This is a genomic window from Acinetobacter sp. F-1 (genome assembly GCF_022869025.1).
GTDB classification, from domain to species: domain Bacteria; phylum Pseudomonadota; class Gammaproteobacteria; order Pseudomonadales; family Moraxellaceae; genus Acinetobacter; species Acinetobacter pseudolwoffii.
In genome coordinates, this window is sequence record NZ_JAJKFX010000018.1 from 1 (window position 1) to 17,338 (window position 17,338).

Here is a 17,338-nt window from a genome sequence, read left to right on the forward strand (position 1 = left end):
GGGAGTTCCCCTCTTTATTAAAGAGGGGTTAGGGGAGATTCTTAAACATTCCCTTCTAAAAAGTCCTGTGCAAAGCGTTGCAACACCCCACCCGCTTCATACACATGCACTTCTTCTTCAGTATCCAGACGGCAAGTCACAGGCACTTCAATAATCTGGTTCTTACCATCATCGGTTGAACGCTCAATCACCAAAGTCAAAGTCGAACGTGGCGCGATATTACCAATCACACTATACAGCTCCGTACCATCAAGACCTAAAGTCTTACGATCCGTACCCGGCTTAAACTCAAGCGGCAATACCCCCATACCGACCAAGTTGGTACGGTGGATACGCTCAAAACCTTCTGCGACAATCGCTTCTACACCCGCCAGACGCACACCTTTCGCCGCCCAGTCACGACTCGAACCCTGACCATAGTCTTTACCTGCAATAATGATCAACGGCTGTTTACGGTTCATGTAGGTTTCAATCGCTTCCCACATCCGCATCACTTCGCCTTCAGGCTCCACACGTGCTTTCGAACCCTGCTTGATGCTGCCGTCTGAACGCACCACCATTTCATTAAACAGTTTCGGGTTGGCAAATGTTGCACGTTGTGTGGTCAGGTGATCACCACGATGCGTTGCATAAGAGTTAAAGTCTTCCTCAGGCACGCCCATTTTTTTCAGGTATTCGCCTGAAGCACTGTCGAGCACAATCGCATTGGATGGTGACAAATGATCGGTGGTGATGTTATCACCCAAGATCGCCAGTGGACGCATATTGGCTAAGGTACGTGGTGCAGCGAGAGCACCTTCCCAATACGGCGGACGGCGGATATAGGTACTTTGCGGACGCCAGTCATATAGCGGGCTTGCTGCCTTTTCATTCACACCCAAATCAAACATCGGAATATAGATTTGACGGAACTGTTCCGGCTTCACTGCTTCTTTCACCAGTGCATCAATTTCTTCATCCGATGGCCAGATGTCTTTTAGATAAATCGGGTTGCCATCTTTGTCATTACCAAGTGAATCCGTTTCGATATCAAAACGAATCGTACCGGCAATCGCATACGCCACCACCAGTGGTGGAGATGCCAGAAAAGCCTGCTTCGCATAAGGATGGATACGGCCATCGAAATTACGGTTGCCCGACAATACCGCTGTGGCATACAGGTCACGGTCAATAATTTCTTGCTGAATTTTTGGATCTAGTGCGCCCGACATGCCGTTACAAGTGGTGCAGGCATAAGCCACGATCCCAAAACCCAGTTTTTCTAAATCTTTGAGTACGCCAGCTTCTTCAAGATATAACGCTGCTGCTTTAGAACCCGGTGCAAAAGAAGATTTCACCCAAGGCTTACGGACTAAACCGAGTTCATTGGCCTTACGCGCCAGCAAACCTGCCGCCACGGTATTTCGCGGGTTTGAGGTATTGGTACAAGACGTAATCGCCGCGATAATCACCGCGCCATCTGGCATTAAACCTTCAGCTTCTTGCGCACGTGCAGCCTCTAGATCACCGGCAATGCCTTTTTCTTTTAAGTCAGATGTCGAGACACGAGCATGTGGATTGGATGGGCCAGCAATGTTACGGGTTACTGTTGAAAGATCAAAACGCAATACACGTGGATATTCTGCCTGAGTCATATCCGATGCCCACAGACCAATCTCTTTGGCATAAGTTTCAACCAGTTTGACTTGCTCTGCTTCACGACCAGTCAAAGTCAGATAATCAATGGTGTTCTGATCGATATAGAACATCGCAGCGGTTGCACCGTATTCCGGAGTCATGTTGGAAATCGTGGCACGATCACCCACTGACATGCTGTCGGCACCTTCACCGAAGAATTCTAAGTATGCCCCGACCACACGTTCTTTACGCAGGAATTCTGTCAGTGCGAGCACAATATCGGTTGCGGTAATGCCCGGCTGACGCTGACCAACAAACTCCACCCCAATAATATCTGGCAGACGCATCCAAGACGCACGCCCCAGCATCACGTTTTCGGCTTCGAGTCCACCAACACCAATCGAGATCACACCAAGCGCATCAGTATGTGGGGTATGTGAATCTGTACCGACACAGGTGTCCGGGAATGCCAGGCCATCACGGTTTTGAATCACCGGAGACATTTTCTCCAGGTTGATCTGGTGCATGATGCCATTACCGGCAGGAATCACATCGACATTTTCAAACGCGGTTTTGGTCCATTCAATAAAATGAAAACGGTCTTCATTACGACGGTCTTCAATCGCGCGGTTTTTCTCAAAAGCATCCGGATCAAAACCACCAAATTCCACTGCCAATGAATGATCGACAATCAGCTGGGTCGGTACCACTGGATTGACTTTAGCCGGGTCACCGCCCTGTTCTGCAATTGCATCACGTAAGCCGGCAAGATCGACCAAAGCCGTTTGTCCCAAGATGTCGTGACAGACCACACGTGCCGGATACCATGGAAAATCATGTTCCTGTTTACGCTCAATCAGCTGTCGCAAAGACTGTTCTAAAATGGCAGGATCACAACGACGAACCAGCTGCTCAGCAAGCACTTTGGAGGTATAAGGAAGTTTGGCATATGCGCCTGGCTGAATATCTTCTACGGCCTGACGCACGTCATAATATTCCAGCTGGGTGGATTGCAGCGGTTTACGGTAGTTGTTGTTCATAGCTTGCCTGCCCTCGTTTATTACTCTTTTTTGCACATCAAAATTTATTGATGACTTGTTTTTAATCAAGGCATTGTACGCTGCCGAAAGTCCATTTCCCAAATCTTATAATTTTCAATAGTTTAATTATAGAAATCGGTCTATTTTAATAAATTTGTTATCTGGCCTTTAGAATTTTGGCTCTAAACTTCTATTTTTTTGAAAAATCGTAGAAAATTCATCTCATTCTTTAGTATGAGACACTCACAACAGCATAAAAAACAATCAACATATAGGCGCAATAAACAGGCTTTATTCATATTCATGCAACTTTTATGAGCTGTATTTTAAGCAGCGAATAGACCCTATAACCGATTAAAAGCCAACTATTAAAAGCCAAATAAGTCTCTTCTCTTACATTTAGGTCTTTATATGCAAGCGGCTTGTTGATAAAAACTGGATATTAAGCATATCTTCAAAACATCCTTATACAATAATTCCGAAAATCATCGTATTTCAGCGATAGAACCATTTAAAAGCTGTGTCCTGATTCAATTCCATAATTTTCGTAAGACTTTCTTACAAATTTTACAACTATTTTAATATGTATAAATATTATCGAATAATTAAAGATTTACATAAAAATTAGCACATTCAACACCAAAGAAAAAATACTTTAGACATACCGTTTATCTGCCTCCCCCTAATTTGGTGATAACAGTTTTTCTCTCAATTAAGTAAATCTAAACAGTAATTACTTCACAACAACAATACTCATCACAAAAGTAGATAAAGGTGATTACGATGTTACAGCTTGCGATTATCGGTGTCATAGCAGCGGTCATAGCCGTACTGGCATCAAACTGGAATGGAGCTAAAAATCCTCCTAACCCCTATAACCCTTCAAATCCAAATAATCCTCCTAACCCCTATAACCCAAACAACCCGACTCAGCCACCACCTGCCCCAACTGCACCGGATTCTCTGATCAGTAATCCGCCATTGCTACAGAAAAATGCCAAAGGCAAATACGAACTGATCATCGCGTATAAAACGGATAAGTTGTATAACCCCAGAAAAGGAACATGGGATCAACTGGTGCTCCGTGGCTATGTGACCAAGCCCAGTTTATTTAATAAGAAAAAAGCAGGTGAATATGTCGAAGACCGGCTGGTCGGGCCCCAGATTCGGGTCAAACAGGGAGAAACCTTTTCTGTGCATTTGAATAACCAACTGCCCACGGAGTCCACAGCAACCTGCCCAGAACATATTCTCGATGCGAATGACCCACATTGTTTTAATACCACCAATCTGCACACTCATGGCCTCTGGGTCAGCCCGCAAGGCAATAGCGACAATGTTTTCCTGAAGTTCAAACCACAGGAAAAATTTGACTATCAATTCAAAATGGAACCAAATCATCCTGCGGGTACTTACTGGTATCACGCTCATCTACATGGTTCAACGGCTATTCAGGTCTCTAGCGGCATGGCTGGCCCATTAATCGTAGAAGGCAACCGTATTCCTCAAGTCAGGAATGGCAAAATCACATCGACGGGAGACATGGATATTCTGTGGAAAGATAAAGGCAAGAACAGCTATTCTAATGAAAATATCCTCCTGTTTCAGCAAATTCAGTATCGATGCACTCACCCGGCAGGTACAACCAATCTCAATAATTGTGATGCTGGTGAAGTCGGTATGCTGGAAGATTATCAAGGCCTGAATGCCTTTAATTCATGGGGAGCAAATCATTATTACACCTCGATTAATGGTAAAGTACATGGCGAGATTCAAGTTGAGCAAAACCAGTTTAAGCGCTGGCGTATGATTCATGGTGGTGTTCGCGACACCCTTGGTCTTATTATTAAGGAACTGCCAAAATCACAAAAATTTACCGCTGAACAAACCATTAAAGCTTGTTCTGAATTTCAGGAAGAAGACAAAAAAGCAGATTTTGATCAGCTCACCAGCTTGCCGGTCTATACCATTGCTCAGGATGGTTTAACCATGGATCATGTGCAGACACGTAGAATCTCGATATTTCAACCCGGTTACCGTCACGATGCGATGGTCGCCTTCCCAAGCACGAATAGATACTGTATTTTTGACACCAACTTGAACATTGATGATGAAATCAATACCATCCCTACATCCGGACAAATTACCCCTCAACTCGCTCCGGGTAATACGTTAAATGCCCAACTACTGGGATGGGTGAATGTCAAAGCGAGTAAATTAAAAGCGCAAACGCCAGCCCAGTTTTTACAAACTCAGGCACAGAAAATTGGCTTAAACAAAGAAATTCAGACCCAGCTCTCACAGTTAAAGCTTTCTGCCTTTATCGACCATCCATCGCTGATGACCACTGAAATTGAAAATCGCTTAAAAAACCGTCCACCACAACGCTCAACCTTCGATGCCAGCTTTGGTCCAAATGGTAAGTTTGGCTACCGTTACAGTGATATTGAGGGAATCTATAGTTTTGGTGACCTCTTTACTGGCGCGGATGCAGTAGAAGGTGCATATGTACGGAAACTGGAATTTGGGCAAATTGATGAATGGATTCTTAGCAGTAATAACCTGAATCATCCTTATCATATCCATGTGAACCCCTTCCAGATTGTAAAAGTACTGGATCCAACGGGTAAGGATGTCAGCGATATTCCGCTGGCAGTAGATCCAAATCCTAATCTGGAAGATATTCAATACCGCGGCTTAAAAGGACAGTTTAAAGATACAATCTTTGTTAAACAGGGGTATCAGGTAATTGTCCGCAGCCATTACAAGAAATTTGAAGGTGATTTTGTACAGCATTGTCATATTCTCGATCATGAAGATCAGGGCATGATGGAATATGTTCGGATTTGTGGCGGTAAATTCCCTTGTGATTCGCCATTACCGGCTAGCCATCACCACTAAATATTATCATTCCATAAAAGCCGATGATTTAGATTGTTGGCTTTTTTGTTTGCCTCTATTTGATGCTTGCTGCACAATAACTGCATTGATTTATAGTATTCAAACTGGGGCTTATCATGGCAACGTCTCCTGCTTTTACATTGTTTAGTCTGAATGGTGTTGATGCACAAAAATTCCTTCAAGGTCAGGTGACTTTGAATACTGAAACATTGGCTGAAAACCAGACACGTTATACCGCGATCTGTAGCTTGAAAGGCCGTATTCAATTTGGCTTATGGCTTAAAAAGCTCAGTCCGGAAAGCTTTGAAATTGTAAGTACTGACGATCAGGCCACTGAACTGGCGAATCATATTAAAAAATTTGGTGCCTTTTCAAAAATGAAACTGGAACTGGTCGGTGCGGTTTATCCTGTGATCAATGATATTCATACTGACTTTGTTGCGACTGAAACCGATGTGGCGACCTGGGAGCAGCAAGCCATTGAATCAGGTCAGGCCTGGATTCAGGCGGCCACTGCGACCCTGTTTCAACCACAGGAATTGCGCTTACATCAACGTGAAAGCATTCACTATGACAAAGGTTGTTACTTAGGTCAGGAAGTCATTGCACGCTTATGGTTTAAAGCCAAGCCAAAACATTGGCTGCATCTGATTCAAGCGACGGGTGAAGCACCTGTAGTCGGCACTCAGCTCAACAACAATGTTGAAGTCGTGAATAGCATCAGTCTGAAGGATGGCTATAAAGCCTTGGTCGTAGCCAAACCTGACGCATTGGCCGAGTTGGGTCTAGAGGTTCTGAAACTTCCTGAAGCTTTGAGCGGTGATGTAGCACGTCCGCAATAATTCCGGTTTAGGCCCTAAAAAAGCCAAGACTTAACTCTTGGCTTTTTTTGTTTTAGAAACCATGAAACAGCTTATTCATATCTTTCACCACATAATCTTTGAAGTGATAAGCACGAGCATGTTTGGCATCAAATTTTGTGGTTAATTCACCTTTTTGAAAGGTGTAGACCCGGTCTTCCTGACTAATCAAAAATTCTGCACCGAGCTTCATCAGCAGTGCGTCAATCTTGTCTTCATCCGCAATCGTGTCATCTACGTTAATTCTGTCATAGTGGCGTTTAATCGTTTTGACAAACATGGCTCAATCCTGGGAGGCTGATTTAAACCGAGATTTAACCAGAGAAGTTCCTTTAAGCAAAGTAATCCTTTCAATATCTGAATGATTGATAGGAAAGTTATCCAGATCAGTGATCTGGTTAAATCGGTATATCCTGATTTGATGATTTATTTTGAGTAAATCCCTTTCATAACTCAAGAAATGATAATTTTATTCATATTTAAATAGAGGTTGAACGTCCCTTCTCCCTCCGGGAGGAGGAGCATGCTGCGCAAGTCTCCGACAAGAAGATAGAATTTCATTTATAATAATTAAAAAATGATTTATGAAAGAACTCTAATGACAAATTGTATATTTACAAAGCACAAAATCCTTTTATGATGTAAGTGAAAATGATTAAAACCGCACCAAGGACTTAGGTGCCAGCAATAATAAGGTTATAGAAACCATGAAAAAGTTAATACTCGCTACCGTTCTTGCAGTTTCTGCGCAATTCACTCTGGCAAATACTGTAAAAGATCAGGCCGACCCCCAGTTTGTAAAAATTGAAGCCATGGTGAAAGCCAATAATTTCAAAGGCGCCTATGACGCTTTAAATCAATTGGCTAGTCAGGGAAATGCCCAAGCCATATATAACTTAGGCTATTTAACCCAGACCGGCCAGGGCACTGCCAAAGACGAGAAAAAAGCCATCCAGCTCTATGAACAGGCAGCCAGCAAAGGTTACCCTGTGGCCAATTATGTACTGGGCAAAAATTATGCGGCGGGTACATTAGGACTAAAGCAGGATTTAAGCAAAGCCAAACAGTATCTGGAACATGCCTCAGCAGCCAACTTTGATGATGCCAGTGTAGATCTAGCTGTGCTGTTATTTGCTGAAAATACCCCTGCCTCAAATAAAATCGGACTACAAAAGCTGCAACCATTAATCACAAAAGGTAATATGCAAGCGATTCACGCCAAAGCCTTATATGACATCAGCTCTGGTTTTAAAAACAAAGATGAAAAACCGATTCAGCAAGGTTTAAGCAGTATTCAGGATCTGGCTAAAAAAGGCTATATCCCTGCCCTGATGGCAGTCGGCAATATGTTTGCCAATGGCAGTATCATGCAGCAAAACTTGCCTGAAGCGAAAAAAATCTTTGCTGCATTGGCACAGCAAAATATTCCGCAGGCTAAAGAGTCTTTGGCAGCAGTAGACAAAATGATGGCGGAGCAGAAAAAAATACCTGCCAAAAAGAGTTAATTTGGTTTCGCCCCAATGAGAAGCGGAGCTTCGCAAGAAAGGTATCTTGCGGAGCCATACTCTCATCGCAAAACTCGTCAGCCAGCATCCACTGGTAAATTTGTCGCAAAAACAATCATTTTTAATCTTGCGGTGCAATACACCGCATTCCTCAAACAGTTGCGGCTGACTTTTCTACCTGTAAAATATAATCATGAATTTAAAAAAGAAAATGCCAATATGGGGCTTTTTATAAGGAGAGAATCAATCCTGGAATGAGCTATCCCCACCACAAGGCAATTAGGCCGCTGGTCACGATAAAACCAGTGATGGTGCTCATCAGCAGTGGTGTTAAGGCTCGATCATTTAAACCATAGGCCTGTCCCAACATACCGAAGATTGTTGGCATCGGTAAGGCAGCAATCAAAGTACCCGCATGAACCATTTCCTGACTTAAACTGGTCAATTGACTGAGGCCAAGATACATCAGCAGCGGCATCATAATGTTGTTAGAAAACACCAGATAGAAACTTTGCAGATTAACGTATTTCAGGCTCATTCCCACAATACCGCCACCAATTGCAAACAAGGCCAATGGCGATGCTGTCTGCCCGATCAAGGCAAAAACCTGATCGATATAGAGCGGAATTTTAATCTGGAAAATCGCACAGGCCATACCCAGTACGACCCCCATAAATAAGGGGTTTGTTACTAAAGTCAGCACCACACTTTTAAAAATGGAGCCAAGATTTTCCTGATGCTGTGTTCCCAGCGCAGCCATGACCAGTACCAAAGGAATCAGCAACATACTTTCAATGATGACCACCAGAGAAGTATAAGTCATGGCCTGCTGCCCGATTAACAGACTAAGCACGGCCGTACCAATAAGTCCGGTATTCGACATCGCGGCGCCCAGCGACAATACTGCACTCTGCGAATGCGTATTCTGAAAATAACGGCGCATCATCCAGAAACCGCTACCATAGAGCAGTAAAGTTACGCTGCTATACACCGCAAAGTATTCAAAATACCAGATTTCATGCAGGTCTTTAGAGGCGAGAGACTGGAAAAACAGCAGAGGCAACGCCACTTTAATGACAAAAGCACCGACTGTACCCACTTGCTCTTTGTCTAACACTTGACTTTTTACAGTCAGATAACCCAGTGCCAACAATAAAAAAATGGGCACAATGACCGCAAAAATCATAATGCAGCGTCCTCATTTGCAATGAGTGACTATTATACGACCTTCCTGCTTAGAAAAGATTGTTAAAAAGGCTCAAATAGATGGTTTAGACCATGCGGGGCACTGCGAAGATATTGGGGTGGAATCTTTAGTTTTTCTTCAAGTGCCGCAGCTGCATGCCAAGGCCAATGTGGATCGTAGAGAATCGCCCGTGCAATAGCGATAGCATCAGCCTGCCCTTTTTGCAGAATATGTTCTGCCTGTTCTGCTTCGGTAATTAAACCTACAGCAATCACCGGAATATTGACGGCTTTTTTGATGGTATCTGCAAAAGGTACTTGATAGTTCGGTTTCACATCAATGTTCTGTTTGACATGTAAACCGGCACTGGAAATATGAATATAAGCTGCACCCACCGCTTCGAGGGCTTTAGAGAGTTCAACCGAAGAATCAATATTCCAGCTATCCTCATGCTCCATCCAGTCACTTGCTGAAATACGCACTCCGATTGGATAATCTTCCGGAACTGCTGCCTTCATCGCTTGCAATACTTCCAGCGTCAGGCGAATCCGGTTTTCCAGTGAACCACCATATTTATCCTCACGTTTATTGGAAAGTGGCGACATAAACTGATGTAACAGATAACCATGTGCTGCATGTAGTTCAATCAGGTCAAAGCCTGCATCAACTGCGCGTTTGGCACTTTCTGCAAAGTTTGCAATGACCTGATCAATCTCTGCCTGATTCAGCGCTTTAGGAGGATGTTCGTCTGTCTGAAAAGGAAGATCACTGGCAGAAACAGTTTGCCAGCCATGTGCCTCATCCGGTTTAAACTGGCCTCTACCTGCCCATGGTTTATCTGTAGAGGCTTTACGTCCGGCATGTGCAAGCTGAATAGCAAATGGCATTGGCGATATAGATTTAACTTTGGCCAATAATGCTTTGATCTGGGCAGCTTGCTGATCATTCCACAATCCCAGGTCTGCATAACTGATACGACCTTCTGGTTGTACGGCAGTCGCCTCGACAATACAGAGTCCGGCGCCAGAGAGCGCATAATTCGCCCATTGCTGCTCATGCCAATACGTGATTTCACCCTCATCTGTGGCTGAATATTGACACATGGGTGCAATAATAATTTTATTGCTGAGTGATAATGAACCAAACTTTAGCGGTTGAAATAATAATGTCACGTGGCAATCCCTCTTTATTCATGTGAAGTATGATCGGGCAATAAAAAACAGGCTTTAAAAAGCCTGTTTAGTTATAACGTGAACGATCACTTTTTAGAAGATGATGCGGCTGGTTAAACCAAGTAGCAGTGCATTATCTACGTTGTTGGTTGCCCCTGGATTGACTACATATTGCAGGTTTGGACGTAGCATCAGCCACTTTGTTGCATTATAGCTATAGTTGAGTTCGATATTGTATTCTGCATCGGTATTGAAAGCTGGACGCGACTCTGCAAAGCGATTATTCACGTGCACACGGTTAACTGCCAGACCCAAAATATCATTCGGTTGACTGTCGAGCAGGCCAATATATTTCACCCCAAGCTGTTGTGAATGATCGACTTTATTGGTTACACGGTCATGCCAGGTGAAATTGGCAAATGAATGCAGGCCCTGACGCCCCTGACCTGTTGAAGTTAATTGCTGTTCGATGGCCAACCAGCCTGCAAAGGTACGATCTTCAGCTTGGCCAGTGACAATATCTTTTTGATTGATTGGATCATCCGCAGTATTGTACATCCCACCCACACGGTAGCTACCCGGCAAGTTATTGATGAGTGATTTGGGTGTCCATACAATTTCTGCTGGAATGGTCACGCCATCGGCATGCTTAGTATCCAAACTCCAGCCTTGACCTTCTTTAGCACCATTGCCATTGTCCGGATTAAACTCATAAACACCGACTTGTACTGCAAGTTCAGGGTTTAGCTGCTGCTTTATACGCGCACCCCATTGTGATACTGGCGTATTCATCCAGATATTGCCTTGCCATTTACCCATCTGCGCAGCACAAAATGCTGTACTGGCAAAGTCACAGGCCATCACATTAAAGTCCATGCCCAGACCCAAACGGCCAGCCTTAATACTCAGTCCTTGCTCTTTATAATTCTTTTCAATCGAAAGTTCACTCAGACGGCTATCCTGATTGCCACGCCCAAACGTACCTTGTGCATTGGCCATCTGTGGCGCTGATGGATCTTGCAAATCACGGATAGACGTACTTTGGCCTTGGCGCGCACTCATTGCAGCACGTACCGTGACACCGTTCCATCCTGCCAGTTTTTCCAGGTCCAGTTGAGTTCCCAACCATAACTGGGCAGAAGTTAATGGATCTGCGCCTGCATTCCGGCCACCATCCGCAAGATAGGCTGTATCAGTTAGCAGATTGGCTTCAAATTTAATCCCTTGCTGAGCCAGTTCTGTACGTTGACCATTCCAACCCCCTAGTAAATATTGACCTTGCGGATCAAATGCAGATTCTGCCTGCGCGGTTGTCATGGCAGCCATTAATGGCAATAAAGCGAAACCTAAATATTTCATGTAAAACCTAAACATTCGGAGAGAAAAACAAGCAAGGTTTTTAAAATTGCTATTAGGTGCATGAATTTACATAACTTTTCCTATAAATTCTTATTATTTTTTTTATTATTGATTAAACTTTTAGTTATGCCTTAATACAAAAAATATAATTTTATTTCAAAATAGTTAAATTATTTATATGTTTTTCAAAAACTTAGGATTTATTTATTTTTTCATTCCTTTTATTTCTTTAATTTTTGGTCTAAACATGCAAAAAAACAGCTTATTCTTTAAGCTCTTACACCTCCAATAAACATGAAATCCCCAGTCATTTTCTAATGGTTGCATCCCCATTAAGACTTGTAATCTCCGTAAATTCGCCCAATATTAGCTGCATCTCCCTCGCCTCTGATGTGTTATGCCTGAATTACCAGAAGTAGAAACCACCAAAACCAGTTTATTACCCTTGTTAGAACAACGTGTAAAACGGGTTGAAATCCGTCAGTCAAGTTTGCGCTGGCCCATTCCCGAAAATATACAAAAGCTGGTCGGGCAGAAATTACTCAACCTGTCGCGCCGTTCCAAATATATTCTGGCTGAGTTTGAGCACGACACCATGCTCTGGCATTTAGGCATGTCTGGCAGCTTTCGTTTGTGTGAAACAACTGAAGAATTACGCAAACATGATCATCTGATTATTCAGTTTGATGATATTGAATTGCGTTATCATGATCCGCGTCGTTTTGGCTGTATTTTATGGCTGGATGCGCAGTCACAAAGCAAACTGATTGATACGCTGGGACCAGAACCCCTGAGTGAAAATTTTAATTCTCAGTATTTATTTGAAAAATTGAAAAATAAAAATGTTGGCACCAAAGTTGCGATTATGGATAACCATGTGGTGGTAGGTGTCGGCAATATTTATGCAACCGAAAGTCTGTTCAATATGGGCATTCATCCAGCACAACCCGCCTCGACTTTAAGCTTGGCACAGATCGAAAAATTAGTGCTGGAAATCAAGCGCATATTAAAACAGGCCATTGATTTAGGCGGGTCGACATTACGGGATTACACCAACGCCATGGGGGAAAATGGCTATTTTCAGCAAACGCTGCTGGCCTATGGTCGTGCCGGGGAAATGTGCGTGAACTGTGAGACCACGCTTGAAAATATTAAACTGGGACAACGTGCTTCTGTGTTCTGTCCAGAATGTCAGCCTTTGAAAAAGATACAACTCCCTGTCAAAAAACTGGCAACTGTACGAGGGGAAAAGTCATGAAAACAGCCATTGTGCGTCATATTCTGGTTAAAGATAAAGAAACTGCCGAGCAGCTTAAAAAGAAGATTTTGAGTGGCGCTGACTTTAATAAAATCGCCAAACAATATTCAACCTGTAATTCTGCCAAGCGTGGCGGAGAACTGGGCGAAGTAAAAAAAGGCCAACTGGTGCCTGTCATTGATAAGCTGGTGTTTACGGCTGCTGAACGGGTCTTACATGGTCCGGTCAAAAGCCAGTTTGGTTTTCATTTGGTAGAAATTAAGTTCCGGATGGATTTTTAATCTTATAAATCTCTCCCCACCTCCCTTTAACAAAAGGGGGGATTTAGGAGGATTAAAAAAACGGCACAAGAGGCGCCGTTTTTTATTTGTGTCAGAACGCTTATGCTTCAGGACGTTTTTTCAATTCATCACGAATTTCACGCAATAATTCGATATCTTCAGGGGTGGCTTCAGGTGCAGGTGCTTCTTCTGCCTGTTTACGACGAAGTTTATTCATCATTTTCACCAGTAAGAATACCACCCATGCCAACAACAGGAAATTAATCAGAATCGTTAGGAAGTTACCATAAGCAAATACATTCAGGCCTTCAGCCTGTGCATTTGTCAAAGAAGTGACATTATTAGGATTATCACCCAGTACCAGGAACCAGTTAGAATAGTCAACATCACCACCTAAAATCCAGCTAACGATTGGCATGATGATATCTTTTACAAAAGAATCAATAATTTTACCAAATGCTCCACCAATAATAACACCGACCGCGAGGTCCATCACATTGCCTTTGACAGCAAACTCTTTAAATTCTTGAATAATACTCATTTTTTCTCCAATAATTCATTTTAAAGTTTGTGATGAATTATACATTAATTATAAGTGATTTCATTTTCACATAAGGTGATGTTTTTTATAAGATTTATCGTTCTAGTTAAAATTTTAATACAAAAAAAGCCGCAATCTTTGAAAAGATTGCGGCTTTAGGAATCTTAGATCAATAATCTACAGATTATTTACCTGAACGGTTACGTTTACGTTCGTTTTCAGTCAAATAACGCTTACGGATACGGATTGACTTCGGTGTTACTTCAACTAGTTCGTCATCTTCAATGAATTCAAGCGCTTGTTCAAGCGTATATTCAACTGCAGGAACAAGTGTTAATGCTTCATCAGTACCAGATGCACGTACGTTGGTTAACTGTTTTGCCTTAGTCGGGTTCACAGTCATGTCGTCAGAACGTGAGTTAATACCAATAATCATACCTTCGTAAACTTCTAACTGAGGCTTAGCGAATAGACGACCACGGTCTTGTAATGTGAACAATGCATAGCCCAGGCAAGTACCTTGAACCATAGAGATCAACACACCGTTTTGACGTTTCGCAACTTGGCCTTGTTTCATTGGACCATAATGCGAGAAGCTTGATGTCATGATACCCGTACCTGAAGTCATCGTCATGAATTCAGAACGGAAACCGATCAGGCCACGTGAAGGAACAGTTGCTTCAATACGGATACGGCCTTTACCGTCAACTTCCATATTGGTCATCTCGCCTTTACGGCTGCCCATTTGCTCCATTACAGAACCTTGGTGCTGTTCTTCAACGTCAAACGTCACGTTTTCGTACGGTTCTTGCATTTGACCGTCAATTTCTTTCAAGATGACTTGCGGACGAGATACACCCATCTCGAAGCCTTCACGGCGCATGTTCTCAATTAAAACTGAAAGGTGAAGTTCACCACGGCCAGACACTTTGAAACGGTCAGGACTGTCAGTGTCTTCAACACGTAATGCGACGTTGTGGATCAATTCGCGATCTAGACGCTCACGAATGTTACGTGAAGTTACGAATTTACCTTCTTTACCAGCAAACGGTGAGTTGTTTACCTGGAATGTCATTGTGACTGTAGGTTCATCTACAGAAAGCGGTGGAAGCGCTTCAACAGCTTTCGGATCACAAATCGTGTCAGAAATGTTCAATGCATCAATACCCGTTACGCAAACGATATCACCTGCATTGGCTTCTTCGATGTCCACACGGTCTAAACCATGATAACCCATGATTTTTAAGATACGACCGTTACGTGTTTTGCCTTCTTTATCGATTACAGTCACTTGTGTGTTCAATTTAACTGAACCACGTTGAATACGACCAACACCGATAACGCCTACGAAGCTGTTATAGTCAAGTGAAGACACTTGCATTTGGAATGGACCATCAACGTCAACTGCTGGCGGTTCAACGATGTCTACAATTGTTTGGAACAATGGCGTCATGTCGTCAGCAAGTTCTTCTGGAGAAGGACCCGCCACACCACGAAGACCAGATGCATAAACGACCGGGAAGTCTAACTGTTCGTCAGAACCACCCAAGTTATCGAACAAATCGAATACCTGGTCAATCACCCAGTCTGGACGTGCGCTTGGCTTATCAACTTTGTTAATAATTACGATTGGCTTCAAACCACGTGCGAACGCTTTTTGCGTTACGAAACGTGTTTGTGGCATCGGGCCTTCTTGTGAATCGACAAGAAGAAGTACGCAGTCAACCATCGACATTACACGTTCAACTTCACCACCGAAGTCGGCGTGTCCCGGGGTGTCCACGATGTTAATGCGATATTCAGTATTGGTACGTGCATCCGTCCATTTAATTGCAGTGTTTTTTGCAAGAATGGTAATACCACGTTCACTTTCGATAGCGCCAGAATCCATGACACGCTCAATCTCACCCGCGCGATCACCGAGAGCACCTGATTGTTGCAAAAGTTTGTCTACAAGAGTGGTTTTACCATGATCGACGTGCGCAATAATGGCGATGTTACGGAGAGTTTTAATATCTGACATGTAAATTCAATGCGTATGTAATTTGAGGGCAAATTATACAGAAAAATACAAAACTTTTATAGTCACTGTTACCACACTCCTCAACTTTTTTTAAGGAGATGGGCTTTTTTTGATTTTGTAAAGGCGTGTAACTCGATTAGAATAGCGCCACCCTGCCTTAATTTGCATTGACACATGTCTGATTTTAATCAATCTCCTCCTCCTAAAGATCAACTCGACCTGGTATATGGTCTGGATGATCGTCCAAAACCATTTATTGCTTTTTTAGCTGCATTCCAACATTTATTGGCAATTATTGTCCCGATCGTGACCCCTGGCTTGCTAATTTGTCTGGCACTGGGGGTATCCAAAGAAGACACCAACATGATTTTGTCCATGTCCCTGGTGATCTCAGGTATCGCGACTTTTTTACAGTCTAAAAAAGTCGGACCTTTTGGTGCCGGTCTGTTGATTGTTCAGGGAACCAGCTTTAACTTTATCGGCCCAATTATTGGTATTGGTTCAGCCATGGTTGCTGCCGGTACGCCAGTTGAGTCAGTCATGGCAGCAATTTTTGGTGTGGTGATTGCAGGTGCATTTATTGAAATGGGCGTGTCCCAGATTCTGCCTTGGATAAAAAAACTGATTACCCCTTTGGTGACCGGGATTGTCGTCCTTCTGATTGGTTTAACCTTAATTAAAGAAGGTCTAATCAGTATGGGCGGTGGTTATCAGGCCATGAGCGATAAAACTTTTGCCAATGCAGACAACCTGATCATGTCCTGCACAGTCTTGGCGCTGATCATTATCCTGAACCGTATCCGGATTACCTGGGTAAAAAGTTCTGCCATTTTGATTGCTTTGGTTTGTGGTTATATCCTGGCCGGCTTTATGGGCCATCTGGATTTTTCTGGCTTAAAAGATGCCCCACTGGTACAGATTCCAACTCCAATGCATTTCGGTTTAAGCTTCTCCTGGAGCCTGTTTATTCCGATGGCATTCATTTATCTGGTGACCTCTTTAGAAGCGATTGGCGATATCACGGCGACCTCAAAGCTTTCTAACCAGCCAGTCGATGGGCCAAAATGGATGCAACGCATTAAAGGCGGTGTATTGGTTAACGGTGCCAATTCATTCCTTGCCGGTATTTTTAACACCTTCCCAAGTTCGGTATTTGCACAAAATAACGGTGTGATTCAGTTGACGGGTGTAGCGAGCCGTTATGTCGGCATCTGGATTGCTGCTTTACTGATCATTCTGGGTTTGCTGCCTGCGGTTGCCGGGATTATCCAGGCGGTTCCGCAAGCGGTACTGGGTGGTGCAGTGATGGTGATGTTTGGTGCAGTAGCAGCTTCCGGCATTAATATTCTGTCTGGCGTACATCTGGATCGCCGTGCCCTGCTGATTATTGCGATTTCACTGGCACTGGGTTTAGGTGTTGCACAAGTTCCACAAATTCTTGAGCATCTTCCTGAGTTATTCCGTAATATCTTTAGCTCAGGCGTTGCCACTGGCGGTATTGCTGCCCTTATTCTGAATGTTGTACTTCCTGAAACAAAGAAGTAATTTCATGTCCAAAGAACACTGTCTAGGTCAGACTTAGGCAGTGTTCTTTA

13 protein-coding genes are annotated in these 17,338 nt (G+C 43.3%); 6 read left to right on the forward strand and 7 right to left on the reverse strand.

The features are described from left to right. Positions 1–41: 41 nt before the first annotated feature. Positions 42–2,657 carry a Fe/S-dependent 2-methylisocitrate dehydratase AcnD gene (gene acnD / locus LOZ91_RS13305; protein ID WP_244783384.1) on the reverse strand — a complete coding sequence of 872 codons (2,616 nt, stop codon included), beginning with the start codon at positions 2,655–2,657 and terminating at the stop codon, positions 42–44. 783 nt (positions 2,658–3,440) lie between these two features. Between acnD and LOZ91_RS13310 the strand changes: the two genes are divergently transcribed. Then, entirely contained in the window at positions 3,441–5,558 is a 2,118-nt protein-coding gene (locus LOZ91_RS13310; protein ID WP_244783385.1) for a multicopper oxidase family protein, read from the forward strand. Between the two features lie 116 nt (positions 5,559–5,674). Then, entirely contained in the window at positions 5,675–6,400 is a 726-nt protein-coding gene (locus tag LOZ91_RS13315) for a folate-binding Fe/S cluster repair protein (protein WP_100357960.1), read from the forward strand. Between the two features lie 52 nt (positions 6,401–6,452). Here the strand turns inward: LOZ91_RS13315 and LOZ91_RS13320 are convergent, their stop codons facing one another. Continuing rightward, on the reverse strand, positions 6,453–6,698 hold the full coding sequence (locus LOZ91_RS13320; RefSeq protein WP_074383483.1) for a hypothetical protein: 246 nt from the start codon (positions 6,696–6,698) through the stop codon (positions 6,453–6,455). Between the two features lie 427 nt (positions 6,699–7,125). Between LOZ91_RS13320 and LOZ91_RS13325 the strand changes: the two genes are divergently transcribed. Next, positions 7,126–7,923 carry a tetratricopeptide repeat protein gene (locus LOZ91_RS13325; RefSeq protein ID WP_244783386.1) on the forward strand — a complete coding sequence of 266 codons (798 nt, stop codon included), beginning with the start codon at positions 7,126–7,128 and terminating at the stop codon, positions 7,921–7,923. A gap of 259 nt (positions 7,924–8,182) precedes the next feature. Here LOZ91_RS13325 and LOZ91_RS13330 read toward each other — a convergent pair whose 3' ends face one another. The 3 genes from LOZ91_RS13330 to LOZ91_RS13340 all read right to left on the reverse strand — a co-directional run bounded on the left by LOZ91_RS13330 (position 8,183) and on the right by LOZ91_RS13340 (position 11,640). Further along, positions 8,183–9,109, reverse strand: coding sequence for an AEC family transporter (locus LOZ91_RS13330; RefSeq protein WP_244783388.1), 927 nt, complete (start codon positions 9,107–9,109; stop codon positions 8,183–8,185). Between the two features lie 62 nt (positions 9,110–9,171). Next, positions 9,172–10,281: an NADH:flavin oxidoreductase/NADH oxidase gene (locus LOZ91_RS13335; protein WP_244783389.1), complete on the reverse strand. Its 1,110-nt coding sequence runs from the start codon at positions 10,279–10,281 to the stop codon at positions 9,172–9,174. A 93-nt stretch (positions 10,282–10,374) separates the two neighbouring features. Continuing rightward, the gene (locus LOZ91_RS13340; RefSeq protein ID WP_244783391.1) at positions 10,375–11,640 is read right to left on the reverse strand and encodes a carbohydrate porin; all 1,266 of its coding nucleotides are present in this window, start codon (positions 11,638–11,640) and stop codon (positions 10,375–10,377) included. 397 nt (positions 11,641–12,037) lie between these two features. On the opposite strand from LOZ91_RS13340, the gene mutM reads away from it, so the two are divergent. After that, on the forward strand, positions 12,038–12,898 hold the full coding sequence (gene mutM, locus LOZ91_RS13345) for a bifunctional DNA-formamidopyrimidine glycosylase/DNA-(apurinic or apyrimidinic site) lyase (RefSeq protein ID WP_244783393.1): 861 nt from the start codon (positions 12,038–12,040) through the stop codon (positions 12,896–12,898). Next, positions 12,895–13,179, forward strand: a complete 285-nt coding sequence (locus tag LOZ91_RS13350) for a peptidylprolyl isomerase (RefSeq protein WP_004281718.1) — start codon at positions 12,895–12,897, stop codon at positions 13,177–13,179. The genes mutM and LOZ91_RS13350 overlap by 4 nt, the downstream gene beginning before the upstream one ends. A 100-nt stretch (positions 13,180–13,279) precedes the next feature. Here LOZ91_RS13350 and mscL read toward each other — a convergent pair whose 3' ends face one another. After that, positions 13,280–13,720 carry a large conductance mechanosensitive channel protein MscL gene (mscL, locus tag LOZ91_RS13355; RefSeq protein ID WP_074383487.1) on the reverse strand — a complete coding sequence of 147 codons (441 nt, stop codon included), beginning with the start codon at positions 13,718–13,720 and terminating at the stop codon, positions 13,280–13,282. Between the two features lie 184 nt (positions 13,721–13,904). After that, positions 13,905–15,743 (reverse strand): translational GTPase TypA, encoded by a 1,839-nt coding sequence (gene typA, locus LOZ91_RS13360; protein ID WP_005097994.1) that lies wholly within the window; start codon positions 15,741–15,743, stop codon positions 13,905–13,907. Positions 15,744–15,917: 174 nt separating this feature from the next. Here typA and LOZ91_RS13365 point away from each other — a divergent pair, with 174 nt between their 5' ends. Continuing rightward, positions 15,918–17,288 carry a uracil-xanthine permease family protein gene (locus LOZ91_RS13365; protein ID WP_005097996.1) on the forward strand — a complete coding sequence of 457 codons (1,371 nt, stop codon included), beginning with the start codon at positions 15,918–15,920 and terminating at the stop codon, positions 17,286–17,288. Positions 17,289–17,338 lie beyond the last annotated feature (50 nt).